The following is a 14,998-nucleotide window of genomic DNA, read 5'->3' as shown; positions in this document are numbered from 1 at the left end:
CCGCTTCTGGCGTTCATGCTGTCGTTCTTCGTGGTGCCGCTGGTGACGATGATGAAGTCGGCGGTATCGGATCCGGTCGCGACCGAGTCCCTGCCCCGCACCCACAAGGCGCTGGCGCGCTGGGACCGCATAAGCGTGCCTCCTGCAACCGCACAGGCCGCGTTCGTCGACGACATCCGCAAGCTGGCCAATGACGAGCAGTTCGGCGATCTCGTTCGCCGCCTGAACAGCGCGCAGTCCGGCTTCCGCAGCCTGCTCGGCAAGACCCGCCGCGCGCTCGACAGCTCCGGCGCGGTCGACCTCGCCGCGATCGACTCGCGCTGGAGCGAGACCTCCTATTGGACGACCATCGCCGAGGCCGTGGCCTCGCCCTGGACCGACAAGAACCTGCTCGCTGCCGTCGACCTCGAGCGCAACGCCGCCGGCAATATCGCTGCGATGCCGGAGGGCGCCTCGGCCAACCGCCTGATCATGATCCGGACCTTCGTAACCTCGGCGCTGGTGACGCTGGCCTGCATCCTCATCGGCCTGCCGTTCGCGATGGTGGCCGCCTCGGTCGACGGCTGGCGCCGGCAGATCCTGCTCGGCGCGGTGCTGCTGCCGCTGTGGACCTCCCTCCTGGTACGCACCGCGGCCTGGTATGTCGTGCTGCAGGACAACGGCCTGATCAATGCCACGCTCAGGGGATTGGGCCTTACTTCAGCGCCGGTCCCGCTGATGTTCAACCGGCTCGGCGTCGTCATCGCGATGACGCATGTGCTGCTGCCGTTCATGGTGCTGCCGATCTTCAGCGTGCTGATCGCGATTCCGCGCAACCTGATGCCGGCGGCGGCCTCGCTCGGCGCGCATCCGCTGCGCGCCTTCGTCCACGTCCTGCTGCCGCTGTCGATGCGCGGCGTCGTCTCCGGCGCGCTACTCGTGTTCATGGCCGCGCTCGGCTACTACATCACGCCTGCGCTGATCGGCGGCGCCAACGATCAGATGATCAGCTCGGTGATCGCCTACTACGCCACGGGAGCCGCGAACTGGGGCATGGCCGGCGCGCTCGGCCTCGTCCTGCTGGCGATGACGATCCTGCTCTACGCCGTCTACATTCGGCTGACCTCGGCCGAGGAGCAGCGCGCATGAAATGGCTGCCGCTCGTCAAGCTGCTGTTCGCGATCGCCGTCATCGTGTTCCTGCTCGGGCCGTTGATCGCGGTGCTGCCGCTATCGCTGACCGACAGCGTGTTCCTGAACTATCCCATTCCCGGCTATTCGACGCGCTGGTTTCGCGAGCTGGTCACCGCCGAATCCTGGCGGCTGTCGATCGTCAACAGCCTGCTGATCGGCTCGGGGACCACAGCCCTTGCAACGTTGCTCGGCACGCTCGCCGCGCTCGGCCTGCGCGGCAGGCGCGCCTCGCTGCTGATCTCGACCTTGCGCACCGTGTTCCTGCTGCCGATGGTCGTGCCGGCGGTCGTGCTCGGCGTCGGCATGCAGCTGATGTTTTCGCGCTACGGGCTCACCAACACCTATCTCGGCGTCATCATCGCGCACACCGTCGTCGCCGTTCCGTTCGTGCTGGTCAACGTCTCCTCAGCCTTGCAGGGCGTCGATATCCAGCTCGAGCGGGCCGCCGCGAGCCTCGGCGCCTCGCCCGCCATGGTGCTGCGCTCGGTGACCTTTCCCATCGCGCTGCCCGGCATCATCTCCGGCGCATTGTTCGCTTTCGCGACGTCGCTGGACGAGGTGGTGCTGACGCTGTTCGTCGCCGGCCCCAATCAGCGCACCCTGGCGCGGCAGATGTTCGCCACCATCCGCGAGAACATCAGCCCGGCGATCGTCTCGGCGGCGGCCGTGTTCATCGTCGGGACGATCGTGCTGTCGCTGGCGATGCTCGCGATCCGGCGGCGGATGTCGTGAAGGCCCGACGCGCACGCCTGCCCGTCGAGTTACTCGTCATGCCCGTGCTTGACCTGGGCATCCACGTCCTTTCCTCCACGCATGAAGACGCGGATGGCTGGGACGATCCAGGCCATGACGTCGTGGAGAGAGCCGGGCTACAACCCTGATCGTCAAGTCAGATCGCCCTACCCCGCCTTCACGTACTTCCGCCAATTGTGCGCTTCCTTGAACCCGAGCACCTCGCGCGCCTTGCGGTTCGACAGCGGCGCTTCGCGCTCGCCGAGCTCACGGGTGATCGGGACGTTGGGACAGTAGCGGCGCAGCAGCTCGCGCGTCGGGATATCAGCCGTCACCGTGTCGTTGACGGCGTTGAAGACCTGGAAGCCGAGCCCGTCCTTCTGGATCGCCAGATGCACGATCTCGCCGAGGTCGCGGGCGTCGATATAGGACCACGCATTGCGCTTGCGCGACGGGGGATCGGCGAGAAAGCCGGGAAACCTGTCGTATTCATGCGGCTCGATGACGTTGCCGATGCGCAAGCAATAGATGTCGATGCCGTAGCGCATCGCAAACGCCCGCGCCGTCTTTTCGTTCACGACCTTGGACAGCCCGTAGGAATCCATCGGGTCGGTGTCGTAGTCCTCCTCGAGCGGAAAGCTCCTGAAGTCCTTGTCGCCCTCCGCGAAGCATACGCCATAGGTGGTCTCGCTGGAGGCGATGATGATCTTGCGCACGCCGAGCTTCGCCGCGGCCTCGATGACGTTGTAGGTGCTGATCGTGTTCACGCGAAAGGTCTCATTGTCGGGCTCGATGAGCACCCGCGGGATCGCGGCGAAATGCACCACCGCATCCGGCGCCCGTGGCGGCCGTCCGGCGTTGAAGCCGCCGAAGCCATGATGCATGGTCAGCGCGTTGAAGGCCTGGCCGCTGTCCGTCAGATCGGCGATCAGGGTGTTGATCCCGGGGTGATCGAACGGCTTGAGGTCGACGTTGAGGAGCTCGTAGCCCTCGTCCTGCAGATGCGGCAGCACATGCCTGCCCGCCTTGCCTGTTCCCCCGGTGAACACCACGCGTTTGGCTGTCATTGTTCTGTCCTCGTGAATGCGTCGGTTCTAGCAGCTTCCGCCGCGCCCGCTCCATAGGAACTTCCAACCGGCCGCGGCCCGCTGTCCCTCGACGTCGAACCGTGTTGCCGCGCCGCATGGGCTGACGAACGCGCCGGCCGGCAGGCAATCCATTTCAAGCTGCTCCTTGTAGATGAACCATTCCAAGCACGATGCCAACAATCCGAATTCGGCCAATGTCCCGACGGGCCAAACCCAAGCAACTCATTCGCGTCTGATCCATCACGGCGCCGGCGACAGCGGCCGCTGAGAATCTTTCTCACCATCAGCAGCCAAGTTCCCGCACCGTGATAGGTAACTAATTGCCGTTACGTAGATGCACTGGGCGGCGGGTCCGTCCCGGAAAGGAGTTGTCGTGCGATTGTCGTCTCGCGTCGTCGCGCCGTCATTCGTTGCAGTATTGGCGACGATCCTGCTCTGCGGCCCGGCCGTCTCGCAACCCGCAAAAGGCTCCGCCTCCACTGCTCCTGTTTCGAAATATCAAGGTAGTACTTGAGCAGCGTGATACCCGAACGTTCGATCATTGCCTCGAATGCCGGCACGGTCTCAAGGAATTCCTCGGTTTCCTCCTTGGTGCAGAAGCCCATGATGCTCTCAACTCCAGCCCGTTTATATAAACTGCGATTGAACAGCACGATCTCTCCTGCCGCGGGCAAGTGCGAAACGTGACGCGGCCCCAGCGCTACGACGCGGGTATCACGCGGGCTTAGATGTTCGACGATCGACTTGATCGTGCCATCCTTGCCGGCGGCGTCGCGACCTTCGATGATGACGAGGATGCGTTGACCGCGCTCAATCACGCAGCGCTGCAGCTTCACGAGCTCTCCGATGAGACGAGATCAGATTTGTCCAATCAATGCACGCTGACGTTGCGCTAAATCAATTCATACAGGCCTTCTCGGATCATTGTCGTTTTTGAGACACCGGATGCGGGTAGCTGCGCTCCCCGAAAATGAACTTGGAGATGCTCCTATGAACAAGTCGTCCAAAACCGTGCTGGCTGCACTCATCATCGCCACCACACCGCTTCTCGTTGCCCCTGTCATTGCCGCTCCGGTAACCTCCCCGCTGATGCTGCGCAGCGCCGTGGCGCCATCGGTCGAGACCGTACGATATCGCCATGGCTGGCACGGCGGCGCGGGTGTCGGAATTGGTGCAGGCATCGCTGGCGCGCTGATCGGCGGAGCGATCATTGGGGCAACGCAACCCTACGGATACTACGGCTACGGTCCCGGGCCGGTCTACGTCGCTCCGGCTCCCTATGTGGGCGACGCCGTCAACTATTGTGCGCAACGCTTCAGGTCTTATGACCCGTATTCCGGCACGTATCTTGGTTACGACGGCTTACGACATCCGTGCCCGTGAGAGTAACCGGAGTCTCCGCCTGTCTGTCGTGATTCAAGCCTGTGATCTATTCAGATCAACCGCTCGAAATATAACAAATCAGCTATAGCTGGACGCCTCATTGGCGGGCTCCGTTCCTCCTTGTCCACTCATGAAAATGAGTGGACATTATTGGACTCCGTGCTCCCCTTCAGAGGCTGCTCCAGTCTCGCCGGGCGCTGTTCTTCTGAAACAAGGGCCTGCTCGTCCGGCGTGACGGAGGTCGACTACTCACGCTATCGTGGCCGCTACTACCGCGCCTCCGGAGTCCGCAATTGGCTCTGGCATCCCCGGCGCCGAAGCTGGAGTCGCTGCCTACGGACCCGGCCATTTCGCGCCGGGCTACTACGCACCAGGCCAATACGGTTGTCCCTCCTGCTATCGTCGCCGCCACGTGCCATGCTGAGGGCACGATTAATCCAAGATATACAGAAGAGACGCGGTAGCGCTCGTCTGCGCCTGGGAACGTCACGGCCAAACATGCGCCGCGCAGCCCAAGCTTGTTGCTGTGACTAGGTCAACTCCGTTGACGCGTTCTCCCTTATCGTCATGCCGGCCTTTCCGCCTCGAAATTACCCCCGCGGTTTTGCGCTACATCAAGGTCGCCATGACCGCGAGGAGCAGGCTGTTTTTCTCCTTCTTCAACCTGCGGAGAAACCAGATGAGCCTTCCGAGATTGTGGACTACCAGCCAGGAGCCTGCATTCGACCCATTCAGGGCCATGCGGCGTGAAATGGAGAACGCGCTTCGCGTTTTCGATCAGGGTTTGCCTTCTCCCAGCATTGGTGCCGGGGCGCCAGCAGTCAGTGTGGCGGAGACCAAGGATGCCTTCGAAGTGACCGCCGAACTTCCCGGCGTGGACGACAAAGATATCAAGGTCAGCCTGGACGGCAACCAGCTGGTTATCTCCGGCGAGAAGAAGGCGGAGAGCACGAAGGACGAAAAGGACTGGCACGTCGAGGAGCGCAGCTACGGCTCATTCTATCGATCGATGTCTCTCCCATTCGAGCCGGAAGAGGGAGCCGTCGAAGCTCACTTCGACAAAGGCGTGCTGCATCTCGCAATCAAGAAGCCGGCCAAGGCGGTGAAGACCACCAAGACGATCGATATCAAGACAGGTGCTCCACCGAGCGCAAGCCCCGCACCGAACAAGGCCGCCGCACCTGGCAAGGCCGCTTAGTTCTGCGCGGCAGAAAGCCGGAGACCAGACCGAGGTAAGCCGGTCGCGGTCTCCGGATTTGGTCATTCGCCTTCTCCGGTGCCGCGATCGAATGAGACTTCGTAGCTTGATCGGCTTCTTGGTCTCAGCGAGCCTCCGTCACGCCTCTGCGATAGAATGAGAGCTCCGATGAAGAAGTCAGTTCGCTCAATTGAGGAGTCTGAGCAGAAGGTGCCACGTGCCGACCGGCCGCCGTCGGAAGGATTTGTGGTCATTGTCGACGGGCACTTCAAGTCGGCGTTTGAGACGGCCGAAGCGGCCGAAGCATCAGGTCGTAAACTGAAGTCGACTTATCCGATGCTCAAAATCGAAATCTATGACGCCGCTACAAGGGGCAGAACCTTGTTGACCCAAGACACATAGCTATCGCATCGTCCTCGTCGGGAGCGGACAATGGCCTTCCTAAAAAGGGAACTGTATCGCCAGGTAAAAGGCCCCGATATCACACGCGAGGATCGCTGTTTCCTTGTCTTCGATACAGACACCAAGAACTTGTATGTCGAGCGAGAGGTGGCGCGTTTGGAGACTGGCATTGGGGGCACGATCGAATACCAAACGGCGACAATGGATATTTCGGACTATCTGACGCAGGGCGGTCAAACAGCTGGTCACCGCGAACTTTGGCGTTTGCTGAGAGCGCTCTTCAACGAGGATCGCGACGGTGCCGGCCCCTCGCGTGAGGTCTAACTTCGCCGCGCCTTTTCACCGCCATCATCTGATGAACTCCGCACCCCAAGCCGACTGATCCGGCGCCGCGCGCACGACGACCTGCGGCGACGTCATGTTGGGCTTTGCTTCTCTTTTACAATTTGCGCCAACAGTCTGCGCACTCGCTCATCGTGAAATGTCATTCCGAAAAGGGCCAGAACGACCTGGCCGGGCGGAAGTTCCTCGTCGCCCTTTGCCTGCCGGATGAACATTTTCCATCTCGCCATTTTCACGAACAACGATAGCCGCGTCGTTGGCACGGAGTTCAATGCGAGTCGGCCGTTTCAGCCCGAACATTCTCAACTCCTGTTTGCGCTTTCCGGCAGACGGCAATCTGCGGCCCATGGATGGAATACCATAGAAGCCGATCTCGCGGCTAGATGATTACGCCCTCGAGTCTTCTTCGGGCCGCCATAAGCCTACTTCAACCCGCTGCCGCCCGACCCCGCAGCCTAGTAGAGGGAACGGGGTCGCGTTCGTCTGCTCTTGGACACCCGCCGCCTGGACTGCAGCCTAGGTCTCGCTTGTGTCGGTTGATTTGCATCAAAATGACGTAGTGACGGCCTCGTAAGCTTCAACGCACTCGCCGTCGTCGCGGTGACATTGGGCTATCAAGTCTACCGGGATCGACAGAAGACCGCTGGCGTCGAAATCAGCATCGGCGAGCGCGGTATTTCAATAGAAAAGAAGTAGCATAGCTCTTTCCCTGCCGGCGACGGCCTGTGCCGGAAGCTTGAAGATTGCGTACTCAACTCGGACGACCAGGAGACCCAATATCCACGGGACCCATAAAAAGGAGGCGGGCAATGTCGATCGGACTTATCCTCATCATCCTTCTCGTCATCTTCCTGCTTGGTGGCTTCAGCGGCCGCTTTGGCGGCTACGGCTACGGTTACGGCCACGGCGGGATTGGTGTCGTCGGCCTCATCCTGATCGTCCTCGTCGTGTTGCTACTTTTGGGTCGGATCTGATTCTGCCGGTGCCGGCTGCGTTGGCCGGCGCCCTCCAAAGGATCCCGTGACGCGGCGGGACATTTTCTATGTAACACCCACCATTTCTCGGCCTGAAGGGAAGTCTCTGAGGCCGCGCCCAGACGACGTTGGCTGGTATTCCACCGGCCCCCCAATGAGCGCCGCAGCCTTGGCCGGCACCGGGCCGTATAGCTTGATCCCAATCAACAATTCGGCCTAGCCGTAGCCTATGGTGGCAATGACCATCATCCCAGGCCCGGAGCCAAAGCGAGATGAACACGCAGCTCGGCACTGGTGCTGCGGCCGAAAGCAGGGAAGCTCTGCCCTATGTGCCGCGTCCATCGACTGGACGCCCGGTCAGCGAGCCGGCCGTACAGCCACGATTTGCGACGAGGCGCTGGGTTCTCGTTGGGATCGCGGCACTGCTTCTTGCTGCATCCCTGGGCATCTGGTGGTCGTTCAGCGGCGACGCTTCAGTTCGATATGAGACAGCATCTGTTGCGATCGGCGACATCGCGCGCGACATCAACGCCACGGGGTCGGTCAATCCGGAATTGACGATCATTGTCGGGACCTATGTCTCCGGCGTGATCCAGGAATTGAGTTGCGATTACAACACGCAGGTCAAACGCGGACAAAGCTGCGCCAAGATTGATCCCCGCCCCTATCAGAGCATCGTCGATCAGGCGAAAGCCAGTCTCGCCATCGCGAAAGCGCAACTGGAGAAGGACAAGGCATCGCTCACCTATGCCAAGGCCAACCTGGAACGCCTCGCCACGCTCGTCAGGACAAGCGCCGTGTCGGAGGACGCCTACGACAATGCGAAAAACGTGTACGATCAGGCTCTGGCGCAAATTGCGTTTGACGGGGCCACCATCCAGCAGCGCGAAGCCGTGCTCGCCGCGGCACAGGTCAATCTCGACTATACCAACATCATCTCGCCGGTCGATGGCACGGTCGTTTCGCGCGCCGTCACCATGGGACAAACTGTGGCGGCGAGTTTCCAGACTCCCACCTTGTTTCTGATCGCGACCGACCTCACCAGGATGCAGGTGGACGCCAATGTCAGCGAGAGCGACATCGGCGGCATCAAGAATGGCGACAAGGCGACGTTCACGGTCGACGCATATCCGAAACGTCTGTTCGAGGGAACGGTGACCCAGGTCCGCCAGTCCCCGCAAACCGTGCAGAACGTCATCACTTACGATGTCGTCGTGAGCGTCAACAACCCTGATCTGGCGCTCAAGCCGGGCCTGACGGCGGCGACAAGGATCATCGTCGATCGGCGCAGCGGCGTGCTCCGAGTTCCGAACCGGGCGTTGCGTTATGTCCCGACCGGGACCGCCCTTGGCGACACGAAACAAGCGCGCGTTTGGGTGCTGCGGGACGGATCGCCGGTGCCGGTTCAGGTCATGGTCGGGCTCGACGACGACGAGTTTACGGAGATCGTGCAGGGCGACCTGAAGATCGACGACCGGGTGATCGTCGCGGAGCAACGGAATTCAGCGAAAGCACGTTCCAGCGTGCCGCGGCCCCGCCTCTGATCGCATCGGCTACAACGATTGAAGGCACATGGCGGAGCCGGTTATCAGGATTGAGGGAGTGTCGCGGACATATCATGTCGGCGACATCGACGTTCGCGCGCTTTCGGACGTCAGCCTGATCGTCGAACATGGCGAGTTCATCGCCATCATGGGCGCGTCCGGATCGGGCAAGTCGACGCTGATGTCGATCCTCGGTTGCCTCGATCGGCCTACCGCCGGTCATTACTGGTTCGACGGCATCGACGTCGCGCAGCTTGCAGAGCCGGATCTCGCCGGCCTTCGCAGCGAGCGGCTTGGGTTCGTATTCCAGAGCTTCAATCTATTGCCGCGCACCAGCGCCATCGACAACGTCGCCTTGCCGCTTCTGTACGCGATGTCCGGCCAGAGCCATGCGAGCGCGCGCTTCGAGCGGGCTCGCGCGGTTCTGGACAAGCTCGGGCTGCGCGACCGGGAACGCAACACGCCGGGCCAGTTGTCGGGCGGGCAGCAGCAGCGGGTGGCAATCGCGCGGGCCCTGATCAATCAGCCGAGCCTGCTGTTGGCGGATGAGCCGACCGGCAATCTCGATACCCGCAACTCCAACGAGATCATGCAGACGCTCAGCTCGCTCAATCGCGAACAGGGCGTCACCATCATCGTGGTGACCCACGAGCCGGATGTCGCGGCCTTTGCCGATCGCGTGCTGACCATGCGCGACGGCCAGATCATCACGGATGTGAAGAAGACAAAGGTCGCCAAGGCGCCGCAGCCGGCCAGCGGGACGGCGGACAAATTGGTCCAGCCAAGGGAACGGTCGGCCTACGTCGCAATGTCGGTCGCATCATGGCCCTTTGCCTGGATGGTGATGACGGCGGCCGCCGAGGCGATCTGGCGCAACAAGATGCGTTCAGCGCTGACAATGCTTGGAGTCTTCATCGGCGTCGCCGCATTGATTGTCATGGTGTCCGTCGGCCAGGGAGCGAACGAGGCGGTCCGAAAGGAGATCGCAAGGCTCGGGACCAACCTCGTGGTCATCCTGCCGGGCGCCGCCACAAGCGGGGGCGCTCGGGGGGGCTCCGGAAGCGCTTCGACGCTGACCGTTGCCGACGTCCGGGCGATCCGGCAGGAGGCACCCGCCGCCGGGGCGGTGAGCTACCTCATCCGCCAGCCGGGGCTGATCCGCTTTGCGAACCAGAACTGGACCACCGGCATTCAGGGCGTAAGCGCCAATTATCCTCCGATGACGAACTGGCAGATCGCCGCAGGGCGGGCGATCACTCCGGAGGACGAGCGAAGCTCGGCGCTGGTCGCGGTCCTCGGCGAGACCGTGCGCCGGCAACTCTTCGGCACCTCTCAGAATCCGATCGGGGCGACGGTGCAGGCCAAGGGTGTGTCGTTGCGGGTGGTCGGAATTCTTGAAACCAAGGGACAGACATCTTTTGGGCAGGACCAGGACGATCTGATCATGGTTCCGTTCACCACCGCCGAGCGCAAGATTATCGGCGTTGCCGCCCCAAGCCAGCAGCAAACGGCGATCAACTGGATTTATCCGACGCCGCCGAATCCGTATGGGCTTCAACCGCGCATGACCGGGTATGTGAATCAGATTTACGTGCAGGCGGTGGATCAGGCCGGCATCCAGGCGGCGATCGATCAAGCTACTGAAATCCTGGCGCGGCGTCACCGCATCCGCCCAGGCACCATCAACGATTTTTCCGTGCGCAACCTCAGTCAGATTGCGCAGACCGCGGAGGGAAGCAGCCGCATCATGGCGCTCCTCTTGGCCGCGGTGGCGTCCATCTCGCTTGTGGTCGGCGGCATCGGCATCATGAACATCCTGCTCGTCTCGGTGACGGAGCGAACGCGGGAGATCGGACTACGGATGGCGATTGGCGCGCGGAGATTGCACGTCCTGCTACAATTTCTTGCCGAGGCGATCTTCATCAGCGTCAGCGGCGGCATCGTGGGAATTGTCATCGGCGCGGCGTTGTCCGTCGCCATCTCCATCCTCACAGGCTGGCCGGCGCCGATATCCCTGGCCGCGATTGCCGGCGGGTTCCTGTTCTCGGCAGCCGTTGGCATATTCTTCGGCTACTACCCCGCGCGAAAGGCCGCTCGGCTCGATCCCATCGAAGCGCTGCGCTACGAGTAAGCAATACGTTGACCAGACGGCCCGACGTTGACGGGCTCGGGAAACTTGCGCATCCTAACTCCTTCACGAAATTTCGAAAGACTTCGCTCGTATGGACTGAACGAACCAGGCCAGGACGCAGAAGCCTAATCGACGGAAGCCGCCGCCCCATCAGCAACGCCGTCGAGTTTCGCCAGGCGCTTCGGTCGCGGGCCCGAACTCGCCGTATTCCGGACTGCCTCGGTCAGCATCTCACGGAGCTCGGCCTTCGTCTTATGCGGTTGCCGCGTGCTCGATTTCTGCCATTTTGCCATCTACCTAATATGGGGATGCCCGCGCAAAATGCCACTTTTTGGTTCCGGGCATGGGTCTTCGGCGGCGACGAGAGGCGGAACGCCCAGGAGCTCATACGCACGATCGACGATGTGTCCAAAGATATCGTCTGCGAACATGACGCGGGCTTCAGCGAGCAATTGTCCACGAGTGGACATGTTAGCTCGATTCATGTCCACCCGACGAGGCAAACGTCATCCCGCTGTTGCTCGGAGGGGATTGGCTGACGCCGGCTCAGCAGGCTGATGTGGCCGCGTTCGTGCCGAAGGCGCTCGACGCGCTGCTCCTGGACGGCGGACGCTTCACCTGGGCCGCCGGGCCGCTGACCAAGGGCTCGAACCTCCGCCATGGCACCGGCGGTCTGGCTCGACCGCGTGCGCCAGTTCGCCTGGGATTGCATCGCGGGCGACGCGCGGTTTCCCACCATCGATGTGGTCTGACGTCAGCGGTCTGCTGAGACGGCTTCCAGTCATCCGCACGCAGGGCAAAGCGCCGATGTCGGCCTGGGTGACTCGACGGGGAGCGATGGACGACGACAAGCGATATTTACGCCGAGGATGGACGGTGCTCGCGAAACGCAGTCGCGAGGGTTCTAAGCGCTTCGCGGGATTTGGCGTCCGAGAGTGTCGAGAGAAGAATGATTTCGGACGAGGGAAGCGAGGGCAGTCCGAACCGCCGGCTAACCTCGACCGTGCCGGCCGGCGCGAGCCGGCACGAGAATACGGCGGTGGCCAAGCCGGCCGAAACCGCGTCGGACACGACGGAGGAACCGCCGCCGAGGAAAACCTCCGTCCAGGCTATTCCCGCAGCGTCGAGCGCGCGGGTGGCGATGTCACGGACTCCGCAGGACGGCGACAACGCGGCCAAACGCAGCGGCTCGCCTGCTCGATGCACGAAGTCCGGAGATGCAAACCAGCCGAAGTGTTCCGGCGCAAGCACCTCGCCATCACGCCGGTCGTCCTCCCTGCGGATAATCGCCGCATCGATTTCGCCACGGTCGAAAGCGTCCAGCAGGTTGCGCGAATTGTCGAGCCGCACTTCGATGGTGAGCGCCGGGTCGTGTGCGTTCAACCGCGCCAGCAGTGTCGGAATCTCCGATCCCGCCACATGGCTGGCAATGCCGAGCGCAAACCGGCGACGAGTCGAGGATAGCCCCGCGACGGCGCGGTCATGGGCGGCAAGAAAGTCGCGCGCCGATTCAAGGAACACCGCGCCCTGCGCCGACAGCCGGACCAACCGCGGCGTCCGTTCGATCAGTTTCTGGCCGAGCCGGTCTTCAAGCCGTTTCAGCTTTACGCTGATCGCGCCCTGGGTGGTGCCAAGCACCTCCGCCGCCCGCGTGAAGCTCTGCTGATCGGCGATCGTCACGAAGGCCTGGACGGCATCCACGTCCAGTATGGTCATCCCATCTATCCAAATTTGCTGTCTTTGAAATATCCAACCATCCAGTTCTGGAATGGTCAAGTCCCGACTATGTTGCGTCCCACCGCAACACGCGAACCGAGTTGCGCCGCCTCTCATCACCGCTGGACTCCACCATTGCCGACCACAACGTCGGAAGGCCGAATCATGACCCCTGCACTGACACGCCGAAGTACAATCGCCTTGGCCGCCGCCTGCCTCTCGTCCCTCATGTTCGGCCTGGAGATTTCCAGCATCCCCGCAATCCTGCCGACGCTGGAGCAGGTGCTGCGCGCCGATTTCAAGCAACTCCAATGGATCATGAACGCCTATACGATCGCGGTGACGACCGTTCTGATGGCGACCGGGACGCTGGCCGACCGCTATGGGCGCAAGCGCATCTTCATGGTCTCTATCGCCGCGTTCGGCGTGACGTCGCTTGTCTGCGGCGTGACCGAGAACGTCTCGGTGCTGATCGGCGCCCGATTTCTCCAGGGCCTCAGCGGCGGCGCGATGCTGATCTGTCAGATCGCCATCCTTTCTCATCAATTCCAGGAAGGACGGCAGCGCGCCATCGCCTTCGGCTGGTGGGGGATCATCTTCGGCATTGGTCTCGGCTTCGGTCCGGTCATCGGCGGCGCGATCGTCGCGGTCTCGAGCTGGGAGTGGGTGTTCTTCGTCCATGTCGCGTTTGCGATCCTGACACTGATGCTCACCCTCAGCGGCGTTCAGGAATCGAAGGACTCTGAGGCCGGCAGTCTCGACGTTGCGGGCATCATCACACTGTCGTTGTCGGTCTTCTGTCTCGCTTTCTTCATCACGCAGGGACCGGATCTTGGCTTCACCAGCCCGACCGCCCTGGGCGTCATTGGCGTTGCGATCGCGAGCTTCATCGCTTTCATCATCGCCGAAAGGTTCAGCCCGCGACCGATGTTCGACTTCTCGGTATTCCGCATCCGCGCTTTTTCCGGCGCAATCATCGGCTCGGCCGCGATGAACTTCAGCTTCTGGCCCTTCATGATCTATTTGCCGATCTGGTTTCAGGCGGGCCTCGGCTACGACAGTGTCTCTGCTGGTCTCGCATTGCTTGCCTACACCCTTCCGACGCTCGTCGTGCCGCCGCTGGCGGAGCGGCTTTCGCTACGCTATCAGCCCGGTTTCGTCATTCCCGTTGGCCTGTTCATGATCGGTCTGGGCTTCATTCTGATGAAATTTGGTAGCGCCGCCGCGCAGGCAAGCTGGCTGACGATGCTGCCCGGGTCGCTGTTCGCCGGGATCGGCCTCGGCCTGACCAACACCCCTGTTACCAATACGACAACGGGTGCGGTTTCGAGCGATCGTGCCGGTATGGCGTCCGGCATCGACATGAGCGCCCGGATGATCTCACTGGCGATCAATATCGCGGTGATGGGTTTCATCTTGATCAGCGGCGTGCTGGCACACCTCAAAAATGCGCTGCCGGATTCATTGGACGCCGCGCATCTGCGCTTCTTCGCCGAGAGGATCGCCGCAGGAAGTCTGGTTTCCGTTCCAGAGCTGTCGGAGTCGCTCGTCCATCAGGCGCTTGCCCAAGGCTTTGGATGGGTGATGCTCTACGGTGGGGTTGGCGTTTGGGGACTCGCTCTCGTCAGCCTGCTCGCTTTTCGGCCTCAGGACCATCGATCGATGAAGTCGCCGATGGTTTGAAGGCAGCGCGGCGAATGGTCCGTTCGGCCGTCGGCCAGTCTCTTCGAACTCACGACCCGCCGGCGAAAGATCGAGTGGCCCAGCCCGCCGGGCAAATCGCTCCTGCGCAAGTCGCCTGCACAAGGCGCGATGTACCGGCTCATCCCCGCGAACTCGAGGTCGATTGCGGCCCCAACCGCATGCGCCGAAAAACTCATTTCGCGCGCCGGTTTAAACACATCGCCCTCGCCGGCCATTCGAGCAAGAAGATTTCTGTTTCTTTTTTCCAGAAATCGTGCTTTCCTCTCGTCCGTCCCGTCTCACAAGAGGGGCGCTTCGCGGTCGTCACGAACGTCGAGGCGGGATGCGGTGGGCGTGTCGATGTTGCAGCGTGGCTGAGCCGCGCCGACGAACGACGTTGATGCGCACGGTCAAGTCGCGTGGTCCTGGCATCCCGATGCTGATGTCCAGCGCAACGTGCGCAAGCACGTTGTGCGATACGGTGGCCAGAAAGCCCGGCGCACCGGGGAGATCGCGAAGCAGCCGTCAAAACCATCGCGCGGGGAATGCCGGGTGTTCTCGGCTGAACCTTGTATGGGGAGTAAGTTGTCAAGAGGGGCGTCGTTTGTTGGGGGCGGTCTTTGGCGCCAAGGA

The 14,998-nt window shown here is 62.1% G+C and carries 14 protein-coding genes; 11 read left to right on the top strand and 3 right to left on the bottom strand.

Annotation, left to right across the window (positions count from 1 at the left end; translation table 11 throughout):
• Window positions 1-15: 15 nt before the first annotated feature.
• Both QX039_RS11705 and QX039_RS11700 read left to right on the top strand, forming a co-directional pair.
• Window positions 16-1,128 (top strand): ABC transporter permease, encoded by a 1,113-nt coding sequence (locus QX039_RS11705; RefSeq protein WP_315771428.1) that lies wholly within the window; start codon window positions 16-18, stop codon window positions 1,126-1,128.
• Complete coding sequence (locus tag QX039_RS11700; RefSeq protein ID WP_315771222.1) at window positions 1,125-1,904, top strand: ABC transporter permease; 780 nt, start codon at window positions 1,125-1,127, stop codon at window positions 1,902-1,904. The genes QX039_RS11705 and QX039_RS11700 overlap by 4 nt, the downstream gene beginning before the upstream one ends.
• A 167-nt stretch (window positions 1,905-2,071) precedes the next feature.
• Here QX039_RS11700 and QX039_RS11695 read toward each other — a convergent pair whose 3' ends face one another.
• Both QX039_RS11695 and QX039_RS11690 read right to left on the bottom strand, forming a co-directional pair.
• A complete protein-coding gene (locus tag QX039_RS11695; protein ID WP_315771220.1) occupies window positions 2,072-2,971 on the bottom strand; it encodes an NAD(P)-dependent oxidoreductase in 900 nt (299 codons plus the stop codon).
• Window positions 2,972-3,318: 347 nt separating this feature from the next.
• Window positions 3,319-3,840, bottom strand: coding sequence for a hypothetical protein (locus QX039_RS11690; protein WP_315771427.1), 522 nt, complete (start codon window positions 3,838-3,840; stop codon window positions 3,319-3,321).
• 142 nt (window positions 3,841-3,982) lie between these two features.
• On the opposite strand from QX039_RS11690, the gene QX039_RS11685 reads away from it, so the two are divergent.
• The 7 genes from QX039_RS11685 (at window position 3,983) to QX039_RS11655 (ending at window position 10,966) form a co-directional block, all read left to right on the top strand.
• Complete coding sequence (locus tag QX039_RS11685) at window positions 3,983-4,375, top strand: BA14K family protein (protein WP_315771219.1); 393 nt, start codon at window positions 3,983-3,985, stop codon at window positions 4,373-4,375.
• 625 nt (window positions 4,376-5,000) lie between these two features.
• Entirely contained in the window at window positions 5,001-5,573 is a 573-nt protein-coding gene (locus tag QX039_RS11680; RefSeq protein WP_315736494.1) for an Hsp20/alpha crystallin family protein, read from the top strand.
• Window positions 5,574-5,741: 168 nt separating this feature from the next.
• Window positions 5,742-5,975 carry a hypothetical protein gene (locus QX039_RS11675; protein ID WP_315771217.1) on the top strand — a complete coding sequence of 78 codons (234 nt, stop codon included), beginning with the start codon at window positions 5,742-5,744 and terminating at the stop codon, window positions 5,973-5,975.
• A 30-nt stretch (window positions 5,976-6,005) separates the two neighbouring features.
• Window positions 6,006-6,299, top strand: a complete 294-nt coding sequence (locus tag QX039_RS11670; protein WP_315736492.1) for a hypothetical protein — start codon at window positions 6,006-6,008, stop codon at window positions 6,297-6,299.
• An 827-nt stretch (window positions 6,300-7,126) separates the two neighbouring features.
• The gene (locus QX039_RS11665) at window positions 7,127-7,291 is read left to right on the top strand and encodes a DUF3309 family protein (protein ID WP_315736491.1); all 165 of its coding nucleotides are present in this window, start codon (window positions 7,127-7,129) and stop codon (window positions 7,289-7,291) included.
• A gap of 272 nt (window positions 7,292-7,563) precedes the next feature.
• Window positions 7,564-8,835 carry an efflux RND transporter periplasmic adaptor subunit gene (locus QX039_RS11660; RefSeq protein ID WP_315771215.1) on the top strand — a complete coding sequence of 424 codons (1,272 nt, stop codon included), beginning with the start codon at window positions 7,564-7,566 and terminating at the stop codon, window positions 8,833-8,835.
• 28 nt (window positions 8,836-8,863) lie between these two features.
• On the top strand, window positions 8,864-10,966 hold the full coding sequence (locus QX039_RS11655; protein WP_315771213.1) for an ABC transporter permease: 2,103 nt from the start codon (window positions 8,864-8,866) through the stop codon (window positions 10,964-10,966).
• 858 nt (window positions 10,967-11,824) lie between these two features.
• Here the strand turns inward: QX039_RS11655 and QX039_RS11650 are convergent.
• Window positions 11,825-12,682, bottom strand: a complete 858-nt coding sequence (locus QX039_RS11650) for a LysR family transcriptional regulator (protein WP_315736488.1) — start codon at window positions 12,680-12,682, stop codon at window positions 11,825-11,827.
• A 165-nt stretch (window positions 12,683-12,847) separates the two neighbouring features.
• Here QX039_RS11650 and QX039_RS11645 point away from each other — a divergent pair, with 165 nt between their 5' ends.
• The gene (locus QX039_RS11645; protein ID WP_315771211.1) at window positions 12,848-14,365 is read left to right on the top strand and encodes an MFS transporter; all 1,518 of its coding nucleotides are present in this window, start codon (window positions 12,848-12,850) and stop codon (window positions 14,363-14,365) included.
• 74 nt (window positions 14,366-14,439) lie between these two features.
• On the top strand, window positions 14,440-14,766 hold the full coding sequence (locus QX039_RS11640) for a hypothetical protein (protein WP_315771209.1): 327 nt from the start codon (window positions 14,440-14,442) through the stop codon (window positions 14,764-14,766).
• The last annotated feature ends 232 nt before the right edge of the window (window positions 14,767-14,998 follow it).

The sequence above is a fragment of the Bradyrhizobium sp. SZCCHNR1043 genome, from assembly GCF_032489675.1.
Taxonomy (GTDB): domain Bacteria; phylum Pseudomonadota; class Alphaproteobacteria; order Rhizobiales; family Xanthobacteraceae; genus Bradyrhizobium.
The sequence above is the reverse complement of the archived record's forward strand: the minus strand, read 5'-3'. Positions and strand labels throughout refer to the sequence as shown.